The following is a 24,849-nucleotide window of genomic DNA, read 5'->3' as shown; positions in this document are numbered from 1 at the left end:
AACATCGCGTATTGTTATGGCCAAATCTTTCAGTGTCTGAGAAACAATTAACGCATTATCGTAAGTTATCTGATAAACGGTTTGATGTTATAAACCTGAATGTTACTGAAGCTTTCTGTAAGCCCCTGTAATCGCATAAAAGATAACGCTAATGGAAATCTGTGGATGGTATGAATACGTTGAGCGTGATGCGTTACAGAGCGTTTTAACAGTAGTCCCGATAACGATTATTTATCGGGTTTATTGAACGAGGTAGTAATATCATGATGGCAGCGGGGGCTGGTACAGGGGCTCTTACCCCGGGTATATACATCCCGCCGGAGTCATATTCGCTTTTCAGGGTAACCACAGACCCTTTTTAAACCTGGTCAATACAAAACATCAAACGCTTAAGTAAATCTGGCAATGACTATCACATGGGCTGGTGGCTTCACCATATCGCGCTAAAATCCTGTGTTTTCAGACGATGACGGGTACGCTTGACATAAGCGGCGTCAACGAGTTCATCGGGTGGCAAACTACGGGTGATATTACAAATTGTCGCCAGCGCTGCATCTGAGAGTTTAAACGTTCGTGGTAAGGCGTAGTAATCCCCTGTTTTTTGCATACCGATGTTATCGAATAACGCTCTGAAGAAATCCGTCAGCGAAGGGCGGCGTGCATTAATTATCGCCTCCGTCGCTTCATCAGCAAATGTAACCTCAACCTCCTCCATATCCAGCGAATGAATAATCCCGGCAATGTCAGGCCAGTACTTAAGATCGAAACGGCTTTGTTGAATAAATCGAACTTTTGCTGAGTTGAAGGATCAGATCACGCATCCTCCCGACAACACAGACCATTCCGTGGCAAAGCAAAAGTTCAGAATCACCAACTGGTCCACCTACAACAAAGCTCTCATCAACCGTGGCTCCCTCACTTTCTGGCTGGATGATGAGGCGATTCAGGCCTGGTATGAGTCGGCAACGCCTTCATCACGAGGAAGGCCCCAGCGCTATTCTGATCTCGCCATCACCACCGTTCTGGTGATTAAACGCGTATTCCGGCTGACCCTGCGGGCTGCGCAGGGTTTTATTGATTCCATTTTTGCCCTGATGAACGTTCCGTTGCGCTGCCCGGATTACACCAGTGTCAGTAAGCGGGCAAAGTCGGTTAATGTCAGTTTCAAAACGTCCCCCCGGGGTGAAATCGCACACCTGGTGATTGATTCCACCGGGCTGAAGGTCTTTGGTGAAGGCGAATGGAAAGTCAGAAAGCACGGCAAAGAGCGCCGTCGTATCTGGCGAAAGTTGCATCTTGCTGTTGACAGCAACACACATGAAGTTGTCTGTGCAGACCTGTCGCTGAATAACGTCACGGACTCAGAAGCCTTCCCGGGCCTTATCCGGCAGACTCACAGAAAAATCAGGGCAGCCGCGGCAGACGGGGCTTACGATACCCGGCTCTGTCACGATGAACTGCGCCGCAAAAAAATCAGCGCGCTTATTCCTCCCCGAAAAGGAGCAGGTTACTGGCCCGGTGAGTACGCAGACCGCAACCGTGCCGTTGCTATTCAGCGGCTGAGCGGAAGCAATGCACGGTGGAAATGGACAACGGAATATAACCGTCGCTCGATAGCGGAAACGGCAATGTACAGAATGAAGCAGTTGTTGGGAGATTCACTGACGCTGCGTGACTACGATGGTCAGGTAGCGGAAGCTATGGCCATGGTGCGTGCGTTGAACAGGATGACAAAGGCTGGGATGCCAGAAAGCGTGCGTATTGCCTGAAAATCCAGCCAGCTACAGGGTCGTTCGCACGAAATCTTATTTATTCAACAAAGCCGATCGAAACTATTAAGCCGCTGCAGTTCTGGTTTAAGGTGAAGCTGATAATGATCGTTCTTCTCTCCGGCATCATCGATAAATTCGGTGAGTTTACGCATACGCTCGCAATGAAAGTGACCGTTCCCACTAAGCTCTGTACGTCGCTCCAGCATTTCAGCCAGTTTCTGGCTCATGGCGCTGATACTGTCATTCAGGGCCGTAAGCTCCTGATGATCAGCCCGTAGTTGTGCAAAGCGCTCATCGGTTCCAAAGCTACCGGCATGGATAATCTGCTCAAGCAGCACCCAGAGCTGTTGTCTGGAGAGACTGCTGGACGCTATCTCCCTGTATACCACCACCATCTCGTCATGACGTTCAACCAGCCGGTTAAATACAGGCCAGGTTGAGGGCCAGGATGGTGGAACGGTCTTTTACCAGTCGTGAAGTATTTCTTTCAACAGTGCCAGCGCGATCGCCGGGGTTTCCTCAACGTCAACAATCATCGTTATTTCCTCTGGTTATCTTCTTTCCATGTCCATTGTTCACTGTAGCCCTGGAGATGTCGGTAACGGGAAGACTGTTTTTTCGCAGTATTCGGGTCACCCTGCGCCAGAATCGTTGTTAATTCGTATTGACCTCATGGCTTCAGTCACTGTGCTGCTACCCGTTGCATATATCTCCCTGCCACCCCCGATATTTTATCGAATCCTGCCATCTCTGGGGACCTGCTTAGGGACCCGCTGAAGGCAAAAAGTTATTTTTTACGGCGCTGGTAATGGTTATGAACGATAACCCACCGGAGTCCATTTTAATGAGTTACACATACGACCCTTTCTGGCAGCAACGCATCGCCGATACCTTCAGTTGTGCGCTTAACGCTTACACCCGCTTACTGGCCCTGCGTGTTGACCTCCGTCTGCCGGATACGCCAGCGGCAAGCGATACAGCCGTTATCTCCCGTTTCACCGATTCCCTGAAAGCCCGAATTACAGCCCTTCAGGCGCGTCAACGTCGCGAGGGCAAACGCGTCTGGCCGACCACGCTGCGTTTTGTCTGGGCGCGGGAGTTTGGTGAAATCAAAGGGAAGAAGCATTACCACGCGGTGCTGTTGCTGAACCGCGATACGTGGTGCGGACCGGGGGATTACCAGGACCCGGATTCGCTCGCAGGTATGATTAAACAGGCGTGGTGCAGTGCTCTGAAGGTGGATGCACAGGCGCATGCCGTTCTGGCCCGCTTCCCGAAGAGCCCGGTGTCCTGGCTGACGCGCGGTAATACCACAGAGCTTCAACAGGCGCTGGCGCAGGCCGCTTATCTTGCCAAACGCGAAACCAAAGTCACCGGCGATGGTGAACGTAACTTCGGTTGCAGCCGCGGTTGAGCCAGGCATATATCGATTCACCAGGCCTGAACGTACGGGCCGGGTAATTTTTTACAACGTTTCCCTATCCTCTGAGGCGAACCGGTAACCCCATGATTCAACCACTACCGGACGTCTCCCGACAGCCATATCCTCAGAGGGAGAAAAATACCATGACCACGACGAATTCGAACATTAATGCCAGTCCTGACACACTGCTTTCAGCTCAGGACCCGCTTATCGACATGACTTTTATCACCACGTACACCGGTATGACGGACAAGTGGTTTTATAAACTGATTGGCGACGGTCTGTTTCCCAAACCCATTAAGCTGGGCCGCAGTTCGCGCTGGCGCAGAAGCGAGGTGGAAACCTGGATGCAGCAGCGTATCGCAGATTCCCGTGGCGCCTGAGCAGACGAGGTTTGTTGATGGAAAAACAACGCCGTACTAAACCACAGAACATCCCGGCGCGCTGTAAGTGTCCCCGTTGCCGCAGGCAGTATTGTGGTGCCAGACCCTGCCCCGTTTGTTTTCGCACCTCTGTAGCATCTGCACAACCGTAATCCCGGTGGGCTGCAGAGACTGAATACCAAGAATCATCTTCCGCTAACGCATAACTGACCCGCCATTCACGCAGCCATGCAGCCCATATCGGGACGGCTTACGCCTGCGTGTCGTCTGGCGGTAAGGAGTACCACGATGTACGCCAAATCTTTCATCGCCCTTGACGGTAATGGTCGTCTCACCGGAGCCAGAACAGCACAACGGTATCCGTATGACCGCTACACCTGCCACCTGTGCGGCAGTGCGCTGCGATACCATCCTGAATACAACACTGAGCGACCGTTCTTTGAACACCGGTCCGACATGTTGACAGATAACGGGCGACAGCATTGTCCGTATGTCAACCTGGAAGCGAAAGGGACCCGCCATATCCGGCAGCTGCAATGGTATGTACCGGATGCCCGTCCGCTGGTTTACCGCGCCGTCTGTCACTGCAGTGGTTGCGACAGTAATTATCACGGTGAGCGCTATTGCCTGACCTGCCGAACCGGTGAGTTCAGCAGGACGCTCTCTGATGCTGAAATCCGGACTGCAGAGGTAACGGCATGCGCGTACTGAAATGTTACCTGGCAAATGACCGTGAAGGTCACTTTGTGACGGCCGGTGAAGCCATGAGCGCACCGGGGCAGGTATGGAGCTGTGCTTCCTGTGGCTGTCGTCTGGTGCTGCATGCTGGCACCTTCAGCGACCCTGCGTGGTTTGAACACGATACGCGGACCGTGGCCCGGGATGTGCTGATGAACTGTGCCCATCTCGACCCGGAAGTGAAAGCCGGGGCCCGGCACAGGAAGCTGCGCAATATGCTCAACGGACTGGATGCTACGGTGATGACGCTGTCCTGGTACTGTGTGTGGTGCGGCGACCATTATCAGGGCGTGAAGCACTGTTACCGATGCCAGACCGGTATCTACAGCATCGAAGAAGTGAACTGGCAGAGAAACTACTGCTACAGTACCGGATAGTCCTCCCTCGCCTTTATGAACCAGATACCGCCGCACTGGCGGGGTCTTCCCTGATTTAACCCAAAGAGAGTCTGCATTGTGAATCATTCTTACACACGGGCTTCTGATGCTGTCAGCGCGTATGCCGTCAGTACGCGTGCATTTCTGCAACAGGCCGTTGACCATTACCCGCGACTGGCGGCATTCAGCTTTACGCTGAAATTGCCGTATCGAGAAACCATGAGCGAATACCGGTCATTGATTCTGCGTTTTCATACTGAAGTCTGGCAGCGCACCGGCGAATATTCGCGCCAGCGTCAGCAGGCGCGGCAGAGTTCACCGCCAACGATCCTGCGATGGATGTGGGAGTCTGCCAGTGCACCAGAGCGCAAAATACTGCTGCTGATTAATCTTGATACGCTGGGGGCCTTGCGCGATGGGGTCGTACAGCAGGACATGAGCAGGATACTCAGAGAGGCATGGTGTGCGGTGATACACACTGATAATAACGTTACCAGCATGTCATCTTTCATCATTAGTCGTTCAGATAAGAACGCTTTTACCGTGCCGTTTGGCCGGTTGAAGGCCGGAATGGATAACATGGTACCTCCCGTGATTACGGCCAGAACGGGTGTTATTTGCCCGTGAGCGTACTGGTTACCGTGATGATGTTCCGTCTGACCCCACACGATCACTTTTTGGTCTTTTCCGGTACCCTCAGCACCGATATAATTCCCTGATGAAAAGAACTCACGATACTCTACCTCCGGAACAAACCGTCGCTGAACTTGCACATTTTGCCTGGTGCGCCCTTGTCGCATTACGTACCGTGCAGCAGGATGGTCAGGCGCTGTCGCCACTCAGCATGCATTTTTGCTGCGCTGGCTGACTGTGGCGTATAAGCAAAAGCGGTTTCCGCATGCTATCGCATCCGATATTGAGAGTCTGATGACACTTGGGCGCCAGAAGGGCTTTGCTGCCAGCTTATTCACTCGTCTGGAATATCTCTGGTCTTCGTGCTCGGGGCCGGTGTCTGCTCAGTCGGATTTGTACCGGCTGACGTATGCAATTGAACAACTTAAATCGCAGGACTGGGTCAATGCAGTGGTGAGTGACGAGGACTGGGACAATGAAGCGCTTCTGGTCCAGGAATTCAGCGATACGGATGCATTGCTGGTAAGGAAGTCGGCACTGACCGGTGGATTTTCGGATGAGGGTAAACTGATTGCGCTGGTGGAATTTCTGGTGACGGGCAACCTGTCAACATGTGCAGAGGTTTTTCAGGCCCATGCCCTCCCGCCAGTCATGATGGCGTTGAACCGGATCGCATTACAACCTGAGCAATAGAACAAACATTCTCAACGCATTAGTCAGTCTGATCACAACCCATTCCCTGAATGGCAGATATCCGGGTCGTGCTTACTTTCTGGTATTGAGGCATGTGTAAAGGGCAGTCATGACATTTATTTTCTTCTGACGAAAACAAATAAGCACCGTTTAAGTGAATAATCAGAAATGATGAAAACCTGAAAATGTCGTCAATTTTTCACATGCTCAGTCACGTCCGGCTTCACATTTTTCGATAAAAATACAAAACCAGAGATTTCATGCGATTGGTGGTATTTCGCACAGATATGCACCCTAAGATAAACTGATCATTTGCCGCACATCCTTATCCCACAAGGCCTGAAGGGGTTATGCAAGAAAATTCTTATAAATCAGAAAGATGATCTTTAATTGTTAAAGCTTAGAAATGTAAAATATTATTACATTTTTTCATTTCCGATCTGGCAGGGAACGTTCCTATACTCCGGCTATTGGGTCTTATCCGAAATTTTCCATTTCAGGCAAATGCTCAAAAATACAGTGTCGGCATGCTGGTGGATGGAATGCGCCCGCTTTTTAGTTCCGGGGTTTTTATTTACGTCGGATGACGCGAACCGAAAAGTTGTTCTGGCAGGGTAATTTTTTCTTATTTATTTCTCACTGGCATTGACCGTTTCTATTACTTCATAGAACAGGGACAGCCATGTCTAACTCTTCCTTTCAGTCCGAAATCCCTAAAGTGCGTATTAATTTAAAACTTGATTTGCACACTGGTGGCGCGAGCAAGAAAACGGAGCTCCCCCTGAAATTGCTCGTGGCGGGCGACTTCAGTAATAGTCAGGAGTCTGCCCCCCTGTCTGAGCGCAAAAAAGTTGATTTGAATAAAAATAATTTCGACTCAGTGTTGTCCGAATATTCCCCAAACGTCAATCTGACCGTTAAAAACACGCTGGCTGATGACGGCAGCGAAGACAACATCAGCCTGACCTTCCGGAGCATGAAAGATTTCACCCCGGAGCAGGTTTCCCGGCAAATCCCTCAGTTGAAGGCCATGCTTTCCATGCGCAATTTACTCCGTGATCTCAAGTGTCAACAACGGGTAAAAAGTGATCCACTTACCGTCACCACCAACGGTCTAATATTGATCCACCTTGTTTACTCAGGATTAGCTTCCGCTATAACCCCGGCCTTTCGTTTCTGCTTCAGTCGATAGCTCTCTCCTTTTATCTGGACTACGTGTGAGTGATGTAAGATCCGGTCCAGCATTGCCGATGTCAGCGCTGCATCCCCGGCGAACGTCTGGTCCCATTGCCCGAACGGCAGGTTAGAGGTCAGGATCATCGCGCTCTTTTCGTAACGTTTGGCAATGACCTGGAAGAACAGCTTGGCTTCCTCCTGGCTGAACGGCAGATAGCCTATTTCGTCGATGATGAGCAGTTTGGGGGCCATGACACCACGATTGAGTGTCGCTTTGTAACGCCCCTGACGCTGGGAAGCCGATAGCTGTAACAGCAGGTCTGCTGCTGTTGTGAAGCGAACCTTGATGCCAGCCCGTACTGCCTCGTAGCCCATGGCTATCGCTAGGTGTGTTTTCCCCACGCCCGAGGGGCCCAGCAACACGATGTTTTCGTTACGTTCGATGAAGCTCAGGGAACGCAGCGACTGGATTTGCTTCTGAGGTGCGCCGGTGGCGAAGGTGAAGTCGTACTCCTCGAACGTCTTCACCGCCGGGAAGGCTGCCATCCGCGTGTACATCGCCTGTTTACGCTGATGCCGGGCCAGTTTCTCCTCATGTAGCAGGTGCTCCAGGAAGTCCATGTAGCTCCATTCCTGAACCACTGCCTGTTGCGACAGTGCCGGCGCCGCGCCGATAAGGCTGTCCAGCTGGAGCTGTTCAGCAAGCACCATCAGCCGTTGATGTTGTAGTTCGACCATCATGCGGCTCCTCTGCAGAACGTGTCATAGATGGACAGCGGATGATGCAACGGCTGCCTGTCGAAGGTCACCAGGCTTTCGTCAACCTGCACGTCATACTGTTTTTTCTCCGGTGGCAGTGCCAGCATGGATTGCTGTTCCTCCACCCAGCGATCACAGGGGCGGGTCTGGATAGTTTCATGCTTCCGCTGATTAGCCACATCGTACAGCCAGCGCAGACCGTAACGGTTTGCGGTCTCAACATCGACGGTTATCCCCATCGGGCGAAGACGCGTCATTAACGGGATGTAGAAGCTGTTGCGGGTGTACTGCACCATTCGCTCCACCTTACCTTTAGTCTGTGCCCTGAAGGGGCGACACAGCCGCGGAGAGAAGCCCATCTCTTTGCCGAACTGCCACAGGGAAGGATGGAACCGGTGCTGTCCGGCCTGGTAAGCATCTCGCTGGAGCACTACCGTTTTCATCTTGTCGTACAGAACTTCCCGCGGTACGCCGCCGAAGAAGCTGAACGCATTGCGGTGACAGGATTCCAGCGTGTCGTAGCGCATGTTGTCGGTGAACTCGATGTAAAGCATTCTGCTGTACCCCAGAACAGCAACGAACACATGCAGGGGAGACTTACCGTTTCGCATGGTCCCCCAGTCAACCTGCATCTGCCGTCCGGGCTCGGTTTCGAAGCGAACAACCGGCTCTGCCTGTACGGGGAGTGTCTGCGAACGGATGAACTCCCTCAGGATAGTCAGACCTCCACGATAGCCCAGCTCCATGATTTCCCTGGCAATAACGGTAGCCGGGATTTTGTAGGGATGCGCGTCGCTGATCCGCTTACAGATATAATCGCGGTATTCATCGAGCAGTGATGATGATGCCGGGCGTGGTGAATACTGCGGCTTTTCAGGATTGGCATTCAGGTGGCTGCGGACAGTATTGCGCGAAATACCCAGTTCTCTGGCGATGGCCCGGATACTCATTCCCCGCTTGTGCAGGACTTTAATTTTCATACGAATCTCAAAAGTGATCATAAGCTCCCCTGTATTCAGAGGAGCAGATTAACCCCTGGATCAATTTTCAACCGCTGGGGTGGATCAGTTTTGCACCGTTGGTAACAACTGAGTTCGTACCTGAAGAATAATGAATACTTGAGCCACTCATTGGTGGCTCAATTGGATACTTAATTACCAATTCTGTATGTGAGGCAGTTATCAGCATTTAAGTGGAGATTAAGCTTACCTGATGCAAGCTCATTCTCTGTGTTGGTTCCTGCAAAAGCAAAACCCTTCTTAATAAGATTAGTTGTATAGTACTTATTATACATGAATGCCCAAATAATCATGCCAATCATCGAGCCAATACCCATGGTGAGAAAAGCAAGGATAATCAGCACGATAAAAGTACCGATGAAGGTTATGAAGTCCTTTCTGAAAAGAGCTGGAAACGCTCCGAAAAACAATGTAGTCCAGGAAAAACCATAAAATCCTGTTACTGTCTCGCCAGTACGTGGATTCTCCATGCGAATTTTAGTAGCCATTACTTTTTACACCTATTTGTTAATTGATATTATGTTATTCATGGAATCATTCATTAACTTTTTAAAAACATCCATGCAATAACTACTCATTAATTATTCTTCACCAATATCTTTATAGAATGCTATTTCCTTATATTCCGCATTAGGTATACGTAGGAAAACAAAACAACGTTTTACATAATAACGATTAATGACGTTAGCAAAACCGTTCATATACTCAAATGATCCATCTCAATGAATTTTGCATAGGGTCTATTGATTAGGCTGTTTTTTCTACAAGCAACAAGAAAGAATAGACATTACTAATTTTGTAATGTTATTATTTTTAACGAACTAATTATCGCTCTAATTTTTTCGTGAGTAACGCTTTTAAATTGAAGTGCTAGTTTGTTTAGTGTATTACTATTTTTTAACCATATAGCTCATTACAATATGCTTAGAAAGCAATAGAACAGATTGAGTTGGCACTGAAATAGGCTAAAACCGACATACGTATCGGGGAAGAGAACAGAATTTTGTGAGGCGGCGTGAGGAATGAGGGCGTAGAAGATTATGATTAAGAAAACATTATGCAGCTTATTGCTGGCCGTACTTTGTGGCGGCATGGTTGGCCCCGCAGTGAGTACGGAGAATGACCATCGGTATATTAGTATTCGTAATACGGATAGCAGTTGGGTGCAGGGCGTGTGTTCTTTGGTATTCCGGCTGGATAACGGCGGTGATGGGACATTCAATAACCTGACAGTCAGCTTACAATTAACTGATAAATCGGGAGCCGTTCTGGAAAAAGGAACTCTTGATGTTCAGCCGTTTGGCGATAGCAGTGCAACTCGCTCAACCCTTTCGGCAACTGAATTCAGCTGTGATGCGGTTGAAAATACAGCCAACATCGTGATTACCGACGTTGAGGAAACGTCTTCGGATGGTTCAGTCCATGCTCTGCCACTGTCGATGTTTGATCCGCAATATTATCAACCATTAAAAATGAGCGTACAAAAAAGCGGATAGCTTTAGCTGCCTTCTATGGGGATGATAGATATACATCCCCATTACGACGAAATAAGCGTTTATGCTTTGTTGATTAAATCGATAATACGATCGCCTTCTGTATCTTCTTGCGCAAATCGGCTAAAGATGCTGCCATCGTTTTGTGTACCCACCTTGATAGGTTCCTTGCAATCTTTGTGGAAGATTCTTTTCCCTTTTTTTGTGACAACCACACCTGACATATCGCCGTGCTGCTCTTTATCGTAAACAATATATTCATAGGGGCCTTTGACGACACGTATCCAGTAAAGCGAGCCACCGGCGATCATCTGAGAATTATAGTAGGCGTTAACCCCCGGTTGATTAGTGACAAGATTCAGCTCAGCAGTCGGAGCAGACTGGGTTCCCAGGGCATATCCCGCGCTATCCTGCGCAATAAAGGCGCTGGCGTATTTATTATTGGTGAGCAGGCATTCCAGCGTTAATTGTTCCTGATCCTCCGCACTGTAAGACGCAGCTAAAGCTGTCTGGCTGAGTGACATACAGACAATGGTCAACGCCGCAATTCGTAGAGTTAATTTCACGTTCCTTACTCCTTTATAAACTGACATGTTTAAGATTAGTGGCCGTTCTTTACTTGTTTGCAGGTATCCAGCCAGCCAGCTGTATCAATTTTGCCGTTCGCTAGGTATTTTTGCTGATTCTGCCAATGAGCAGCGAGGAACGGCTTAAGACCGGAAAGACGTTTATTCAGCATCAGCATCTGATTGAACACGTTCACTTCGCCTTTTAGCCCTGCTTGCCCATACAGGGTGCCGGAATCCACCAGACTGCTGGCGTAGTAGCTCGTTAGCTGCTGTAGACGATCGGTTTGTTCCGCCAGCTTATTTTTGCGGATGGCACAGTTGGCATCGCTGCTGTCTTTATCTTTGCACAGCAGCTCATAATTGTGATTGAGGAAGTCAAGGAAACGACCATCGTCCTGTAATTTGGTACAGAGAAAAGAGCCCAGATTCAGGCTGGCGCGGATAGACTGTGCTCTTTCTTCTTGCTGCTGCTGGTTGCTGGCACGAAGTTGGTTTTCCAGATCTTTCAGCTTTTTCTTCAGCTCGCCGTCTTCAACGCCAGAAGCCAGGCTACCTAACGCTTTCGCCGTATCATTGGACCCGGATTTGCTGCTCTCTGCGCCCGTTTTATCATCACCGAGAGTCGACCAGTTTTTCTCAAGAAGTTTGACCCGGTCCGTTGAGGTAATTGCCTGGGAAACCAGCACCAACCGCAGGCCCATTGTTTTACTGGTAAAAGGCTGGGCATTATCGTAATAGTTAATTTCTTTACGGCTAGCGCTGCGGATATCCGACTCACTGGACATCACGCTGCCGCCACGCACCACAAAACCGCCAGCCTGGCCATGCAATCGATTAATTTTATTGAGGTAGAAGGGGGTAAACATCATCTCAGAGACGTTGCCTAACATATCGTACAGGCCGAGCGGGTTAGGATTTAACAGACCGATGAGCTGAAGTTTCCCGTTTGAGGACTGCGAACCGGAATACCACTCATAATTTTTGATGTCGTCCATCGGATAACGGGAATCACGAAACTGTGCGGTATCCACTTTCAGACCGCCGCGCGCGGCAAACTCCCACTCTACTTCGGTGGGCAGTCGTAAAAAACCTGGCTTGTTATCTTCTTTCGGCAGCTTGTCGAGCGCGTTTGCGCGTAACCACTGGTTATATTTATCGGAGAAATTAACGGCCTCAAACCAACTGATGCTGGTTTGAGGGAGGCTAAGTTTACGCGATGGTGTCGGGCAAGTATCGGAAGTTAATGCCTGATATTGCAATGCCGACAGCTCATATTTCGCCATTAAATAATAACGGCCTTTATTTTGGGGCGTTTCAGTAAAGCTACCGGCGATAAACGTGGGATAACTGTGTTCCACAAAGCCCCATTCACCGCCATCTTCCCCTAAGGTGATGGGAATATCATCCAGAGGACCGGCTACTGGAATTTCTACCCGACGAAATACCATCGAACCTTCGCAGGGCATAGGCAAAATCACGTCATCGCTATCTGGCTTCGGATTATAGGTTTTCTCTGCCCACGGTTCTGCCAGCGCGGGGGAGATCTTCACCAGCAGGGCTAGCGCCAGGCAGCGCGATAATGTGGAAGGAGTAAAGGCCATGAACGATCTCCGCTAAAATAGATGCTTAGGGCAAATTAAAAAAATAAGGGTTATGCCTCGCGCAGGCTCTGCGCAGGTTCAATATGGATCGCGCGCCAGGCACCGATACCGGCAACCAGCGTCGCCACAACCAGCGTCAGTAAGAGGGCGATAAGGCCGTGTAAGGGCGTTATCTTGCAAATCATCTGACCGGTGGCCTGGCTTGTGGACAGCGCCCGGTTAAATATCTGGCTGGCTAAAAAATAGATGCCAAAACCGCCGATATAGGCCATCAGGCTGAGCAAAGCGCCCTGACTAATGACGTAAACGCCTACGGCTGGTCGCGTGAAGCCCAGCAGACGAAGTACAGCAATATGCTTACGTTTACGATCGACATTGGCGATAAACGAGCCGATTAACGAGGCGATACAGCCAATGAGCGCGGTGATGGCGATCGTGTTAAAGATGATGCCCAACACACGGTTAATGCTTTTTACATTCTCAATATCCGCCAGCCGACTGGTGGTTTCGATGCGTTGGGCGCGCAAATCGCGTTCAAGGCTGGCGACATGGTCAATATCGCGTGCGTACAACCTTGCGCGGGCGTAGCGCGGCGCGTTACCGTTAAGCTGAGCGCCGCTGGCGACCCCTAACGCTGTTACCGCATAGCCATCGCGAAAATGTTCAAGAGCCATTAATAACGCGGGGCGGGTAAAGATAGCGGGGCGATTAAAATAGGTGGCTGGCAAAATCCCCACCACGGTCACGCGCTTACGTCCCCATTCGCGGCGTTCATCGAGCATACGACTCACGCGTAGCGTGAGCGTATCACCGGTTTTCACCGCCAGCTTGCGTGCCGCTTCCTGAGTAATAACAACTTCATGGTCATGATGGAGCACCTGCGTGCCGAGCAAAGGATCGCCAGCCTCTGTCGGAATGACTTCCGCATTTTCAATAAAATGTGTGCTGTCCGTCTGCAAGTCAGTCAGCGTATTGAGCGAGCGCGTTTGCCCGATGGCGAAGCCGACATCAGGCCGCTGCCGTAGCTGCGTGATCCAGTGCTGATCGTAGCTTCCGCTGCTCAACATGCGGATCTCCAGATTGCGGGGATCGTTGGCCAGATCGTTTTGTAACTGGTTCACAATGCCAAAGCGCAGGCCAAAAAGGAGCAGTAAAGGGGCGATGACCGCAACAAGAGAGGAGACGATGCAAAAAGAGATGATGCGATCGTGCCACAGGTCTTGCATTGCAAGGCGACCGAGCAGTCTTGCACGATTAAAGGACAAAGTAAGTACCTCCCCGTTCGCTCTGTGATGACGCCGTCAGCGATTCTGGCTGCGCAGCTAAACAGGGTAAATTGAAGTGTTTGACCAGAGGCCAGTCATGGCAAACGACCAGCGCCATCATGTCTTCCTGACGGACTAGTTCGATAAACAGGCTAAATAATTTCTGGGCATTGTAGGGATCGAGCGCCGCCGTCGGTTCATCTGCCAGTACCAGCGCCGGGCGATGTAATATCGCGCGCGCAAAAGCGGTGCGCTGCCGTTCGCCAAAGGAGAGCTGGGTAGGATATTTTGCCAGTAGTGGCGACAGTTTTAGCGTTTCGATGACCCTATCCAGCATGGTGCTGTCAGGGCGGGCTCCCAGCAGCTGGCACGGCAAGAGAATATTATCTTTGACGTTCAGGTAGGGAAGGAGGCCACCGTTTTGTAATACAAAGCCAAGTTCGCGTGCCCGAATCGCAGCGAGTGTATTATGTCGCTCGCCCAGAAGCAACGCGGCAATATCCTGCTGCTGTGTCCCTTTGCTGAGCGTGTAACGCCCAATTTTGCTGGGATGCAACACTAAACCAATGGCTTCCAGAAGCGTGCTTTTACCGCAGCCGCTTTCACCCGTTACCGCCACCACCTCGCCTGGCCGCAGCGAAAGCTGCGGCAGGTAAACACGGTGAGCCTGATGATCCTGACCACGAACCACGCACAAGTCTTCAATGTGCAGCATCAGGGCATCATTTCCAGTGGGATGGGATACACGCGATCGCGCGGATCGCTACCTTGCGCCAGCTCGACCCAGCGGTCGACATCTGCATTATATTTTTGATAGTGACGCAGCTTGGATGACAGTGTGCGGATAAATTTCTCCTGTGACAGCCCATCCCAGCTTTTCCACGTTTCTTCATCGAGATTCAGCACATCGCTTTTGTAGGGAAGATCGGCCAGATACTCGCCCAGCACGCCAAGATCGCCGATGCTCGCGCTGTCTTGCTGTTTCAACTGGTTAGGATCGGTCCCCATTGTTGCCGCAACGGTGCGCAGTTGTTCAAACATCTTAGTGGGCGAGATCATCCCTTCATTAGCGGCTTTCAGAATCTGGCTGACGGCATCGCTTAAATCGCTCAGCTGTCCCTTGGTTAAGAGCACGCGAACATCTGTTGTGGGGATGTTCTGCTTAATCAGATCGCGATCGCTAATCCAGGCCTGGAACACCAGCGGGGCCTGGGTGCTGTTGCGTTTGCCCAAATAGGCTAACTGCATCGCATGCCCGATTAACGCCGTATCCTGGAGCAATTTCTGCTCCGCCGTGAGCTTTTGCCCCTCATCTTTGGCATACAGCGCGCTGCCAATGGCGGCATCCCCCATATAGGCGGCTTTCACCTGTTCCGTAATGGCTGACGCCAGGGCATCAACCTGCTGACCGAACATTTTGATATCGCCTGCATTCACCGCCTGATAAAGGTTAGATTGCGTGCTATCAAAATTGGAGAGATCGCGGTACTGGCTCTCGGCTTTGGTATGGTTTGCTTTGCCGCTGGCGGTTTTCAGGTGCAACGTATAAATAGCAATGCCGCGGTTACCGGCTTCCAGACGGAGCTGGCTGGCATCAAGGCCGGTTCCTGAAAGTTTATTGCTGCCCTCAATCGCGCCAGCATCGGTAATCAGCACCATATAGCGGGCGCCGAATGGACTCCAGTCAATGTCATCAATAGCTGATAACACGCCGGAATAGGCATCCTCGTCGTATAAAGAGCTTGAGACCTTCGCTTCTTTAAGATCGGCGACTTTCTGCAGAAAATCCGCGCCGTCCTTGACCTGGTTAGGGTCGGCGAAAATGCGGGTGTTATATTCAAGTCCCGGTACGGCTTTGGTATTTGAACGATAAGAGACCAAACCAAACTTGACCTGCCCATCCAGATGCTCTTGTTTAATTTTGTCGTAGATCTTATTGACCGCCTCTTTAGTGCGCTCAATATACGGCCCCATTGAAATGGTTGAATCGATAACGAACACCACCGAAGCGTTAAAGCCTTTCAACTGGTTTACGTCGTTATCTTGTTTTGCCGCTGCGTTATCATCCGCCTTGCTGACGGAGGCCACGTTGAGCAGGCGCGTATAGAAGCCATCTTCGGTCATGACCTCTTCGCCGCTCAGGATTGGCAGCAGATAAAATTGCTTTTGCAGATCGACAAAATATTCCGGCTCCTGGGCCTGAATACCTTCAGCGTGGCCGTCACGCTTCAATTTGGCGCGCAGCGGCGCCACCAGAGAGACAGGATCGGGGGCAGAAAGAATGTTATCCAGACTTTCTTTCTCTTTGAAAAAGAGTAACCGATCGCGGTTGGCCGGGTTGGTAAACGCCAGCGTCAGCTGCATTTTCCAGTCTACGGTACAGGATTTCGGCAACCAGCCAAGGGTTTTGCCATAGCTATCCGGCCCGACTTTAAGCCAGCTTTGCCCCTTAGCCTCTTCCTTTTGATAAACATAAAGGCTGCTAAAGGCAGGCTGAAGCTGCCCATTTTCATCCCCGGCGTTGTCGCTAAGCTTACAGCCTGGCGTCGTCAGGATGCGCTGGTATAGCGTTTTCTTCCCTTCCTGAAGCAGCGGTTTATCGCCCTCGGCGGCAAAGAGGTGCCCGCTGAACAACAGGCCGCATAAGGGCAGCGCCAGACGGCAAAAAAAAGTCCGGGTCATTTTGCTAGCTCCTCAAGGCGCTGCTTAGCCGTTTGGTTCTCGGGTTCTGATTGCAGTACCGTTTCGTACCAATAGGCCGCGGTATCTTTATCCGCCTCTTTGAAACATTCGCTTGCCTGATGGTATTTCGGATCGTACTCACCGGCGTAAATCAGGGCGATTTTGGTATCGCCGCCCTGCGCGCGATTTGCGTACAGGCGCTGGGCGACGCCGCATTTCTTCGCCTCTTTCGCTGACTGGATAATGGCCAGCAGTTTATCGCTATCGAGTTTTTCCTGAACGCACGTCTGCACGAATTCAAGCTCGCTCAGCGTGTCTAAACTCTGTGCGGAACAGCCAGCCGGGGCTTTAGGCTCGGTGTTCGTCGCTTCAGGGGCGGCGGCTGCGGGGGCTTGCTGAGCTTGTACCGCCGGGACCACCTCCTGACCTTTGTCCCGGCCCATGAACCACCAAAGCGCGCCAGCAATCACCACTAAAAGCAGGATGGCGGCGAAGATGAGCGGGAGGCGGGAAGCCGCAGGTTTTTGTTGCGGCTGCGGCTCGGCATGAATGGTCGGCGCAATGGTTTCAGATTCTGCGACGGGCGCTTCTACGATGGCCGCTGGTGCGGAGTCGGTTTCTGGGGTTGCCAGCATACTGCTGCTGCTGTAATTACCCGTCGCGCCCCTGGCTTCAGAAGAGAGCAACTCATCACGCACCAATTGGAGGGTGGTATTGCGCACTTCTCCTGAAGCCAGCTTGATCTGAATCTGGACCTGGCTTGCGTTTGCCAGCAAAGGGTCAAGTAGAGTAGGGCCGATACGAAAGCCGCTGCCGTTGGCCAGGGAGTAACCGCCGTTGACAGTAAACCAGTGCTGTGCAGGGCTCCAGCTGCCATCGGGCTGCAGATAGTTCTGCTCGTTATTACAAAGCGTAAAGGTCAGATCGGGCAGCACCGCAGTTTCGCCGCGCAGGCGAACCATCAATTGTGCGGTACCCGGCTCTGCCGGTTGGCAGGCGATGATTTTAGCTAGCATGGCATGTTCTCTTGTTTCAATTGGCTGATAATTTGACCAAGTTGGCGATTATGTTCGACGGAAATATCGCGCGTGGCGCTATGACCAGCGTTATCAAGTACGACGCTCATCAGGGCGGATAGCCAGTCTCCCAGATAAGAGACACCCGGCTGCGGCGCAACGGCGGCGAGCTGCGGCAGCTCGTCGTTCATCAGCGGTTTCTGGCGCAGGAAGACTTTATTTTTCTCGCCAACATAGCTGTTGGGCACCTTTTCAGGCGGTAGAGTGAGATAACCAAACCAGGCGATAAAATCACGCATAGTCAGTTGGGCGCGCAGAACCTGGCGTGCCATAAGATGTTCACGCCGCGTACCCGCTTGCTCCTGACCCGCCAGCGCGCGTTTCAGCGTGCCTTCCAGATCTAGGCGCGTGGCTGCGGTGATCAATTCTTCGCTGAGATGATTAATCAGTTCGCTGTTCATCCCCAACTGACGCCACTGCGGCGCTTGCTGCGGCAGTTCACGCAAATGCGCGACCCAGGCTTTAAACGCCTGATGGGCGAAATCATCGTCCTGGCCGACTCTTTCCTGGGCAGTTGACGCTGGCGCGTCAACCACGGCGATTTCAGCCGGTGCGTCGGCGAAGGGATCGCTGCCAAACGGGTTATCACCGAAGGGGTTGTTGCCAAATGGGCTGGCGGTAAACGCGTTTGCCGCCAGGCTGTCGCCATCGTTTGACGGTTCCGGGTTGCGGTCGCGAATGCTTAAATAGATGTTATTAAGCTCCTGCGTCGGCAGATCCAGACGATTAATTAGCTCTCCCATACTGTGGGAGCAGGCGGACAGCCCCTGCCATAGCTCTTTCGCGATGGCCTGTTTTTTCACGAGCTGCCCGTCGCCGTCTTTTTCGTACCAGCGGCCCAGGCGGCGATTGCCGGTCTCCTCGCGACACTGCTCAAGTTGTTGCTGCAAACGTGCCAGCTTGAATTCCAGATGCGCGACGCCGCGCAGCGCTTTGGTTAAGCGTCCCATGCCGCCATCGTTGAGCTCGAGCATCGCGTGCCAGGCTTTGCTCGGCTCGGTGACGTGTTGCAGCACGTTTTTAGCGCTAATGAAGGTGCTGCCCATTTCGTCGAGCTTCTGGCGATAGCGCTCGGTGATGCACGCTTCCTTGTTTCGCTCCTGTTCTGTACCGTCTTTTAGGTCGATGAACGGATTATCCAGCCCCGGTTTTCGCACCAGGAAACAGTTATTAAACGCCTGGCCGGGCGCCCATTGCTGCAGCCAATCATATTGGGCGAAACGCTCCAGCAAGGTCATGTGCAGCATACCTTCCCAGCCTTCTTTTAACTGTTCGGTGGTGAGTTGCAGACTGCTGTTGATGCGCATATCGCACATGGTGATGGCCCAGAACAGCCCAGGGTTACGGCCCTGACGTTCTTCGGCGCTTTTACCCTGCGTTTTTTCTACCCAGCGGTTTAATACCGGACCAACGTCAGCAACATCGCTCTGTTTGGCGGAGCTGGCGCACACGACCAGCGCGTTCATCTCCTGATTATCGGTGTAACGTTCAAACAGATAGGCGACTTTACCGCGCAGCAGAAGCTGGCAAATGGGATTAAGCCCCTCTCTACCGGCCTCTTCCAGTGCGGTAATTTTAAGACGCCCGCGATACCCAGGGAAGTCAAGCAGATCGACCTGCTCCACGACGCTGTCGGCCTCGACTTCCGCTAACGGGAAGATAAGCTCGGTGGTTAACGCTGCCAGTTCCGCCTGGGTTAAGCTGGCGCTGCCGATTTGCTGCTCCTCTTTCCAGTAGCGGATCTCCACGTGGCGATCCTGGCTGGAGCCTAGCCGGTTAAGGCTGTCGACGTTCATAATGCTGCCATTACTGTGATCGATAAGCGTCTCCAGCGGGGCGAACACCGTCCGGGCATGATTGAGTTTGGTCAGCACATTGGCTAATGAACGATAGGTCTCGGTGAGGGCCGGCAGTTCTCCCCACAATAAAGAAAATAGCTCTGCGCGTTCACCAGGACTCAGCGCAGGGGCAATTTTCAACACCTGCGGCCAATAGGCGTGTTCAAGTTTTTCAACCGATTTTCTGAACGAGGCGTTCAGGTAATCCCATAAGGCAACCACATCTTCCTGGCTCACGCCGTTATAGCTTTTTGCTTGTGTGGCGCGTTGCAGGAAGGGGCGCAGTCGCTCTTCAACCCTGGCTTCATCAAGTTGAAAGCTCAGCTGCTCGTGGTTGAAATCATTAAACCAGGCGTTTGCCAGAATTTTGGCCAGATCGATTTCACTGAACAGGCGCAGAGGCACAGGATAGCCCGCAGGCGCGGCGGGGGCCTGGCGGGTGAAGCGGGTGACCAGGCCGGTGGCCTCTTTACCGCCGCCGACGGGATTCACTTCTTTGATAAAGTCGACGCGCCGTTCGCCATAAAGGGCTTCCAGTGAACCATTGCTGCCAGCTGCCAATGCGGAGATGAGATAGGATTTCCCGGCCTGAGAAATGCCGAAAAAACCGAAGGTCATTGGCGTTCTGGCGACCAGTGTCAGGCTATTGGCCTGGTTACGCGTGCGGAGCAAGCTAAGGTTGAGTTTATCCGCCTCGTTGTCGAGGCGACGTGAACCGGAACGCACTGCATCAACCCAGCCAAGTGCGTCCTGACAGCCCTGAGCGATAGCTGCCCAGCCCTGAGTGAGAGATTTTTGATCGCTATTCATTATTTTTTAACACTCCCGCTATCGAGCCAGTGTCGGCTATCAATGAGCCCCGTATCGGGCATAGTATTGAGTTCCAGATCTACATCACGCTTGCTGAATGACTTATCGGTGTTGCTGGTGATATCCGCAATCATCAGCCGATCGCTGATTAAGCCCAGTTGGCGCGCCCGTTTGCCTTTGTCGATAGCCAGTCTCACTTTCAGGTACGGTGAACCGTTATCCACGGAGAAGGCGGCGGAAAACTTCTTACGGCCTTCTTCGCTAAAACGTAAGGTATAAAGCGGTGCGGCGGCCCAACGTTCGGCATCCAGTTGACGATAACCCAGCCGCAAATCGCCACGCATGATGATACTTTGCGTGGTGTTCTCGCCATTTTCGTCGGTGAATGTCGGCAATTTTATCTGCCCGTTCTCCGATTCGATATGGCGATAAACGATATCGGCACTGCGAATCAGGTTATCCATATCAATGGTGCCAATATGGCGAATCGTTGAGTAAGGCTTCAGCGCCGAGGTACGGAAATGGAAGTTAGGAATGCTGTGATTTGCGCACAGTTGCGTGAGCATCGCGCCAACGGAGGCGGTGCTCTTCGGATCGTCGATATGGCCATTTTTATGGAACGGATACCAGGTGCCGGTCTGATAACCGTGCAGAGGTAAAATACGCCCCGGCGGCAACGGCAGGTTGCGACGGATAATTGCCTGAATGCCCGGCAGCTGCGAAGGGCGGCCCGTCAGCAGTAGCAGGTCGCAATGATAATAGCTCAGCACTTCGCACAGCGCGGTTAGCACTTTATCAATGTTGAACTTACCCGAGCACAAATCGTTATGCACTCTGGCGAGCGGCAGAGTGAGCATTACCTCCGCTAGTTTGAAATCGGTCGGACCACCAGCTTTTTGTACTTCGCGGCGAACAAAGCTCTCGACTTCATCACGCAGAGAACCTACCGGCAGTAGATCGCCGACACGTTGGTTAATCACGATATGCGTTTGCTCGTCCAGCGGATCGAATTGCTCGTATTTACCCAGAATGTGCAACGCGAGGGGAACGAAGAGTTGGAGGGTGAGCTGCTGGCGCAGCACGGATTCCGCCGCGCTAATATTTTGCGAGCCGCACAGTTGAGACATCAGCGTCTCAACGGATATGACCCCCGTTTCACGCAGCGCCTGCTCAAAGGCTGGAAGCACATAGGACTGGATGACATCCAGCAGAATATCGTCGCCGGCAATTTTAAAACTGTCGCGAAAACGCTGCTGCGGGATGATATGGACGTTAGCGCCGCCCCCACTATGACCATTGCGATCGAGATGATAATCGGTGATGACCAGATCGGTGGTGCCGCCGCCGATATCGATAGATGCGATGGATATTCTTTCACGTTGCGTGCTGTCGGGTCGGCTAAGGGCGTCGAAAAACGACTCCGGGTGACCGGCAAAGTTTTGGTTTATCTCGGTGTAGAGATAAACCAACTGCGCGCAGGACGCTTCATCCCACTCGACCCTGATTTTCGGCAGCGGAATTTTAATGTTTGTCTGACTATGATCTTCTTGCTCATCCTCATAAGGATCGTTTTCGCCGTTGTGCCAGCGTAGCGCTTTCCAGACTAAACCGACCGCCTGACGCATACGGTCATCCAGTACGCAACGTTCAGCCATCGGCATACCGGGCGGCACGGTCAGAATAATATGGCGTAGCTGACGCGGAATACCTGCGTGTCCCTGACGTATGCGTTGTTCCGGGCTATTAATCTGACTAATCGCCTGGGTTAATACTTCCGCGAGCATAAAGGTCATCAGCGAGCTGCGGGAATAGCGTGGCGTAAAGACCGGGATGCGATCCATCTCATCTTCGATGGTGTGTAACGCCTCGCCCCGTTCATCGATCAGATTCGCGAACGGCGCAGCGGTGGCGAGTGGATTACTGTCCTGCACGTAGCTACCGTTGAATCGCCAGCCCTGACCGTAATATTTTTCATCCCAAAGATAACGTTTAGGGCTGGAGAGGCCGGTTGAACCTTCGCTGCCTTTTCGGCGCGCCGCTAAACGACCCGCTTCTCCGCCGATACGAGCGATCGTCGGCCACTGGAAGGCATCGTGGCGGCCGCTACGCACCGAGCAGTGATCTTTGCCGAAGAAGGCCTGTGAAAATTCGACCCGGCTTTCAAAGGGTTCGGTATAAACATGTTCCGGCGCGCTAAGATCGCGCAATTTGAGCACATAGTTGTGCTGCATACCTGAACCTGATTGCCCATGATCTTCAATGAGAATACCGCAGGTGCGTGAGTTACCGACATCGAGGATCAAATCAACGGGAATAGGCTTGATAGCGTTAGTTTCCCGATTGGCGATGACCCTGAACTGCGGCAATTCAATGATGGGGGCGGTCTGACTTTGCAAACCTTCGACGGGAATCGCCATCAGTGAAAGAAGGTTAAGGTAGTGCGCCAGCGGATACTGCTGGTTAAGCTCCTGCTCGCGTTCGTCGATATCCCGGCCTTTGCTCGCCTCTTTAAATACCTCTTTCAGCCAGTCGACAATCCACTCTTGCGTGAGATACCAGTTGAGGGCATAGGTGGCTGTCGCCACCGCAAAGGTTGCCCCGGCATTGACATCTTCCTGGTTCGGGCTGAGGTCGGCGGCGGCCTGCTGTTTGGCCATTACGCGAGTATCGATAGCCAACGTCATTCGATGGCTATGCCCATCCATATCAGGCTTGTCCAGCTTGACGATACGAAAACGCGCCCAGTTTAGCGGCCCTTCCTGATAGACGTCAGGCGGGCTGAAACGGAGTAGGGGAAGCGGCAACCATGTCCCGTCAAACAGCTTAAGACTCTGCTCAACGGGAATATCGTACTGGCTTTTAGCCTTCTCGATATTTGCCGGGCTGGGCTGATAAAAATAGTAATCACGCTGTTCGTTGTAGATTAAACGGGTCAATACGCCATTGGCTAATTTAACAAATTCACCGGCGGGCAAACGTCCTGGAGACAAACCAAAATCCATAAACTGGATCCCGGAGTCGCCTACCAGGGTTACTTGACGATCAAAAGATACAATCTCGGGCAACATAGTTATCTCGTCCCTGTTCAGGAATTAGGTTGAAGCATACGAATCGGGAAGGTTTTTTCCCCATCGTTGCTGCCAATACAATCGGCATGACCCGCGGAAGGTGATTTGCACTCGATGGTCGGCACAATAAAGTTTGAGCCATCGCTGCAGGTCATTTGCTCAGGGTTGGTAATGTTGAGCGCCCCCTGCTGCACGTTACCGTTGGCTGGGCCACGGCACGTTACGCCGCTGGACTGGCGGATGCTGACGGTGCCGTTGCCCTGGTCAAAATTATATTGCAGCTGGAGCGGGCGTCCGGTGTGCTTGTCCTGAATACCGCCATTCACGCGCCATTCGCCGTTAAGAAACTTCGCCGGGCCGTCCGGCAGGGTGGCCGGGAGGGTTAACGGTTCGCCCTGCGGCGCAACGAGCGGCGGGGCGGTTACCGGAGTCACGCCCGGAGGCGTCTGCTCGTCGTGGGTATCCTGTACGCCGGGCGGCAGTGGCGGTTCTACGCTGGCTTCATTTGCGTTAGCCGGCGGCGGCGTCGCATCGCCGTCTACCGCTCTGTCAGATGTGTCGGCAGGCATCGCGGGCACCGTTGAATCCAGCGCAGGATGCGCGTCCGCGGTTGACCCTTCCACAATGCCGGGTACGGCGCGAGCGCCAACGGCGGTTTCTGACCCCCTGATCGCCACGTCATGGGTGCTGGTGGCCGGGTGCGTAGCCACAGGTTCAGCGGTGACCGTGGTTTTATCCGCAGAAAGACCAGGGAGGCCCGGCAGGGAAAGAGAAGGAGCGCAGCCGCGGAGCAGCCCTAACAGCAGCGCCAGCAGCAGTAACGCCAAAAGTAGCCATAGCAACCAACGCCAGCGCCAGCGGCGCGTTCGAACATCAACAAAGGGCGCGGGAGCGGGTTCGACGGTTTTTTCCGTGGCGCTGGCCTGCGGCGGAACGGCCGCGAGGGCGGCGGCGGGAACGGACGATGAACTCAGCCAATGCATCGGGTGACGTTGTTCCCCTTCCGGGTGGACAAACCCCCAAAAGGTGATCACCAGCGTTCCATTAACGAGATAGACAAACTCATAATCGGGGAAATGGGTTACAGATTTTAGCAACTGGGCAAAGACCCGACGATCGCCGCCGGTTCCGCTTTGCTCCGCGTTGAGCAACTGTTCGCTTAGTGACTGCACTGCCATTCGAAACGCATTAAATTGCTGGCGCGCCGATTCTCGCTCCGCTTCGCTTGCGCCGCTCCACGGGATAACATCGCCGGGAAAACTGCTGTACCAGTCGGTTCTGTCACCGCCCTGATCGTTTTGCGGGATAGCCAGATGACGGGCCAGATCGCGCCCTGCATCAAGACGATAGATGGCTTCGCGTAGCTGGAAGGCCATCTTGAAAACAGGATAGCCCGTTTCACCCAGCGCCTTGAATGAAGAGTTATTTCCGGTACGAAGTAGTGGTCCCTGAATCGAATTTCGCATTATCTAAC

At 52.4% G+C, this 24,849-nt stretch carries 24 protein-coding genes; 10 read left to right on the top strand and 14 right to left on the bottom strand.

From position 1 onward, the window contains the following. Positions 1 to 430: 430 nt before the first annotated feature. Positions 431 to 715 (bottom strand): hypothetical protein, encoded by a 285-nt coding sequence (locus tag HV314_RS22785; RefSeq protein WP_224267737.1) that lies wholly within the window; start codon positions 713 to 715, stop codon positions 431 to 433. A 130-nt stretch (positions 716 to 845) separates the two neighbouring features. On the opposite strand from HV314_RS22785, the gene HV314_RS22780 reads away from it, so the two are divergent. Further along, positions 846 to 1,769: an IS5 family transposase gene (locus HV314_RS22780; protein WP_134918848.1), complete on the top strand. Its 924-nt coding sequence runs from the start codon at positions 846 to 848 to the stop codon at positions 1,767 to 1,769. 44 nt (positions 1,770 to 1,813) lie between these two features. Here the strand turns inward: HV314_RS22780 and HV314_RS22775 are convergent, their stop codons facing one another. Next, positions 1,814 to 2,161, bottom strand: a complete 348-nt coding sequence (locus HV314_RS22775) for a hypothetical protein (RefSeq protein ID WP_142476901.1) — start codon at positions 2,159 to 2,161, stop codon at positions 1,814 to 1,816. 455 nt (positions 2,162 to 2,616) lie between these two features. On the opposite strand from HV314_RS22775, the gene HV314_RS22770 reads away from it, so the two are divergent. The 8 genes from HV314_RS22770 (at position 2,617) to tssB (ending at position 7,211) form a co-directional block, all read left to right on the top strand. After that, positions 2,617 to 3,186, top strand: a complete 570-nt coding sequence (locus HV314_RS22770) for an inovirus Gp2 family protein (RefSeq protein ID WP_028016383.1) — start codon at positions 2,617 to 2,619, stop codon at positions 3,184 to 3,186. Positions 3,187 to 3,338: 152 nt separating this feature from the next. Then, positions 3,339 to 3,578 carry a helix-turn-helix transcriptional regulator gene (locus HV314_RS22765; protein ID WP_028016384.1) on the top strand — a complete coding sequence of 80 codons (240 nt, stop codon included), beginning with the start codon at positions 3,339 to 3,341 and terminating at the stop codon, positions 3,576 to 3,578. Positions 3,579 to 3,866: 288 nt separating this feature from the next. Beyond that, positions 3,867 to 4,289: a putative zinc ribbon protein gene (locus tag HV314_RS22760; protein WP_049287231.1), complete on the top strand. Its 423-nt coding sequence runs from the start codon at positions 3,867 to 3,869 to the stop codon at positions 4,287 to 4,289. Then, positions 4,277 to 4,693: a putative zinc ribbon protein gene (locus HV314_RS22755; RefSeq protein WP_032747550.1), complete on the top strand. Its 417-nt coding sequence runs from the start codon at positions 4,277 to 4,279 to the stop codon at positions 4,691 to 4,693. The genes HV314_RS22760 and HV314_RS22755 overlap by 13 nt, the downstream gene beginning before the upstream one ends. Before the next feature lie 78 nt (positions 4,694 to 4,771). Further along, positions 4,772 to 5,320: a YagK/YfjJ domain-containing protein gene (locus HV314_RS22750; RefSeq protein ID WP_032747553.1), complete on the top strand. Its 549-nt coding sequence runs from the start codon at positions 4,772 to 4,774 to the stop codon at positions 5,318 to 5,320. Between the two features lie 91 nt (positions 5,321 to 5,411). Beyond that, positions 5,412 to 5,561, top strand: coding sequence for a hypothetical protein (locus tag HV314_RS27445; protein WP_319841445.1), 150 nt, complete (start codon positions 5,412 to 5,414; stop codon positions 5,559 to 5,561). Next, positions 5,546 to 6,019 carry a DUF2913 family protein gene (locus tag HV314_RS22745; protein ID WP_239661200.1) on the top strand — a complete coding sequence of 158 codons (474 nt, stop codon included), beginning with the start codon at positions 5,546 to 5,548 and terminating at the stop codon, positions 6,017 to 6,019. The genes HV314_RS27445 and HV314_RS22745 overlap by 16 nt, the downstream gene beginning before the upstream one ends. Before the next feature lie 682 nt (positions 6,020 to 6,701). Beyond that, positions 6,702 to 7,211 carry a type VI secretion system contractile sheath small subunit gene (tssB, locus tag HV314_RS22740; protein ID WP_032747556.1) on the top strand — a complete coding sequence of 170 codons (510 nt, stop codon included), beginning with the start codon at positions 6,702 to 6,704 and terminating at the stop codon, positions 7,209 to 7,211. On the opposite strand, the gene istB is transcribed toward tssB, so the two are convergent. The 3 genes from istB to HV314_RS22725 form a co-directional block, all read right to left on the bottom strand. Continuing rightward, positions 7,154 to 7,936, bottom strand: coding sequence for an IS21-like element ISSen3 family helper ATPase IstB (gene istB, locus HV314_RS22735; protein ID WP_032747561.1), 783 nt, complete (start codon positions 7,934 to 7,936; stop codon positions 7,154 to 7,156). The two genes, tssB and istB, sit on opposite strands and share 58 nt — an antisense overlap. Beyond that, the gene (istA, locus tag HV314_RS22730; protein WP_032747563.1) at positions 7,933 to 8,955 is read right to left on the bottom strand and encodes an IS21 family transposase; all 1,023 of its coding nucleotides are present in this window, start codon (positions 8,953 to 8,955) and stop codon (positions 7,933 to 7,935) included. The genes istB and istA overlap by 4 nt, the downstream gene beginning before the upstream one ends. Before the next feature lie 149 nt (positions 8,956 to 9,104). Continuing rightward, positions 9,105 to 9,461 (bottom strand): hypothetical protein, encoded by a 357-nt coding sequence (locus HV314_RS22725; protein WP_031521479.1) that lies wholly within the window; start codon positions 9,459 to 9,461, stop codon positions 9,105 to 9,107. Positions 9,462 to 10,013: 552 nt separating this feature from the next. Here HV314_RS22725 and HV314_RS22720 point away from each other — a divergent pair. Further along, positions 10,014 to 10,469 carry an IrmA family protein gene (locus HV314_RS22720; RefSeq protein WP_032747566.1) on the top strand — a complete coding sequence of 152 codons (456 nt, stop codon included), beginning with the start codon at positions 10,014 to 10,016 and terminating at the stop codon, positions 10,467 to 10,469. Between the two features lie 59 nt (positions 10,470 to 10,528). On the opposite strand, the gene HV314_RS22715 is transcribed toward HV314_RS22720, so the two are convergent. From HV314_RS22715 to HV314_RS22675, 9 genes are read right to left on the bottom strand one after another with little or no spacing between them, the layout of a single operon-like run. Continuing rightward, positions 10,529 to 11,032 (bottom strand): hypothetical protein, encoded by a 504-nt coding sequence (locus HV314_RS22715; RefSeq protein WP_017901263.1) that lies wholly within the window; start codon positions 11,030 to 11,032, stop codon positions 10,529 to 10,531. A gap of 35 nt (positions 11,033 to 11,067) precedes the next feature. Next, a complete protein-coding gene (locus HV314_RS22710) occupies positions 11,068 to 12,636 on the bottom strand; it encodes a formylglycine-generating enzyme family protein (RefSeq protein ID WP_032747569.1) in 1,569 nt (522 codons plus the stop codon). A gap of 50 nt (positions 12,637 to 12,686) precedes the next feature. Then, on the bottom strand, positions 12,687 to 13,901 hold the full coding sequence (locus tag HV314_RS22705) for an ABC transporter permease (RefSeq protein ID WP_025999345.1): 1,215 nt from the start codon (positions 13,899 to 13,901) through the stop codon (positions 12,687 to 12,689). After that, positions 13,891 to 14,616 carry an ABC transporter ATP-binding protein gene (locus HV314_RS22700; RefSeq protein ID WP_023288357.1) on the bottom strand — a complete coding sequence of 242 codons (726 nt, stop codon included), beginning with the start codon at positions 14,614 to 14,616 and terminating at the stop codon, positions 13,891 to 13,893. Before HV314_RS22700 ends, HV314_RS22705 begins: the two co-directional genes overlap by 11 nt. After that, on the bottom strand, positions 14,616 to 16,583 hold the full coding sequence (locus tag HV314_RS22695) for a vWA domain-containing protein (protein ID WP_017901259.1): 1,968 nt from the start codon (positions 16,581 to 16,583) through the stop codon (positions 14,616 to 14,618). The genes HV314_RS22700 and HV314_RS22695 overlap by 1 nt, the downstream gene beginning before the upstream one ends. After that, positions 16,580 to 17,599 carry a hypothetical protein gene (locus HV314_RS22690; protein WP_326928834.1) on the bottom strand — a complete coding sequence of 340 codons (1,020 nt, stop codon included), beginning with the start codon at positions 17,597 to 17,599 and terminating at the stop codon, positions 16,580 to 16,582. The genes HV314_RS22695 and HV314_RS22690 overlap by 4 nt, the downstream gene beginning before the upstream one ends. Then, positions 17,593 to 20,307, bottom strand: a complete 2,715-nt coding sequence (locus tag HV314_RS22685) for a putative virulence factor (RefSeq protein WP_017901257.1) — start codon at positions 20,305 to 20,307, stop codon at positions 17,593 to 17,595. The genes HV314_RS22690 and HV314_RS22685 overlap by 7 nt, the downstream gene beginning before the upstream one ends. Continuing rightward, positions 20,307 to 23,375: a virulence factor SrfB gene (locus HV314_RS22680; RefSeq protein WP_023288355.1), complete on the bottom strand. Its 3,069-nt coding sequence runs from the start codon at positions 23,373 to 23,375 to the stop codon at positions 20,307 to 20,309. Before HV314_RS22680 ends, HV314_RS22685 begins: the two co-directional genes overlap by 1 nt. A gap of 17 nt (positions 23,376 to 23,392) precedes the next feature. Beyond that, entirely contained in the window at positions 23,393 to 24,841 is a 1,449-nt protein-coding gene (locus HV314_RS22675; protein WP_023288354.1) for an SrfA family protein, read from the bottom strand. Positions 24,842 to 24,849 lie beyond the last annotated feature (8 nt).

Source organism: Citrobacter sp. RHBSTW-00887 (assembly GCF_013728095.1).
GTDB lineage: Bacteria > Pseudomonadota > Gammaproteobacteria > Enterobacterales > Enterobacteriaceae > Citrobacter > Citrobacter braakii.
This window is presented reverse-complemented; position numbering and strand designations above follow the sequence as displayed.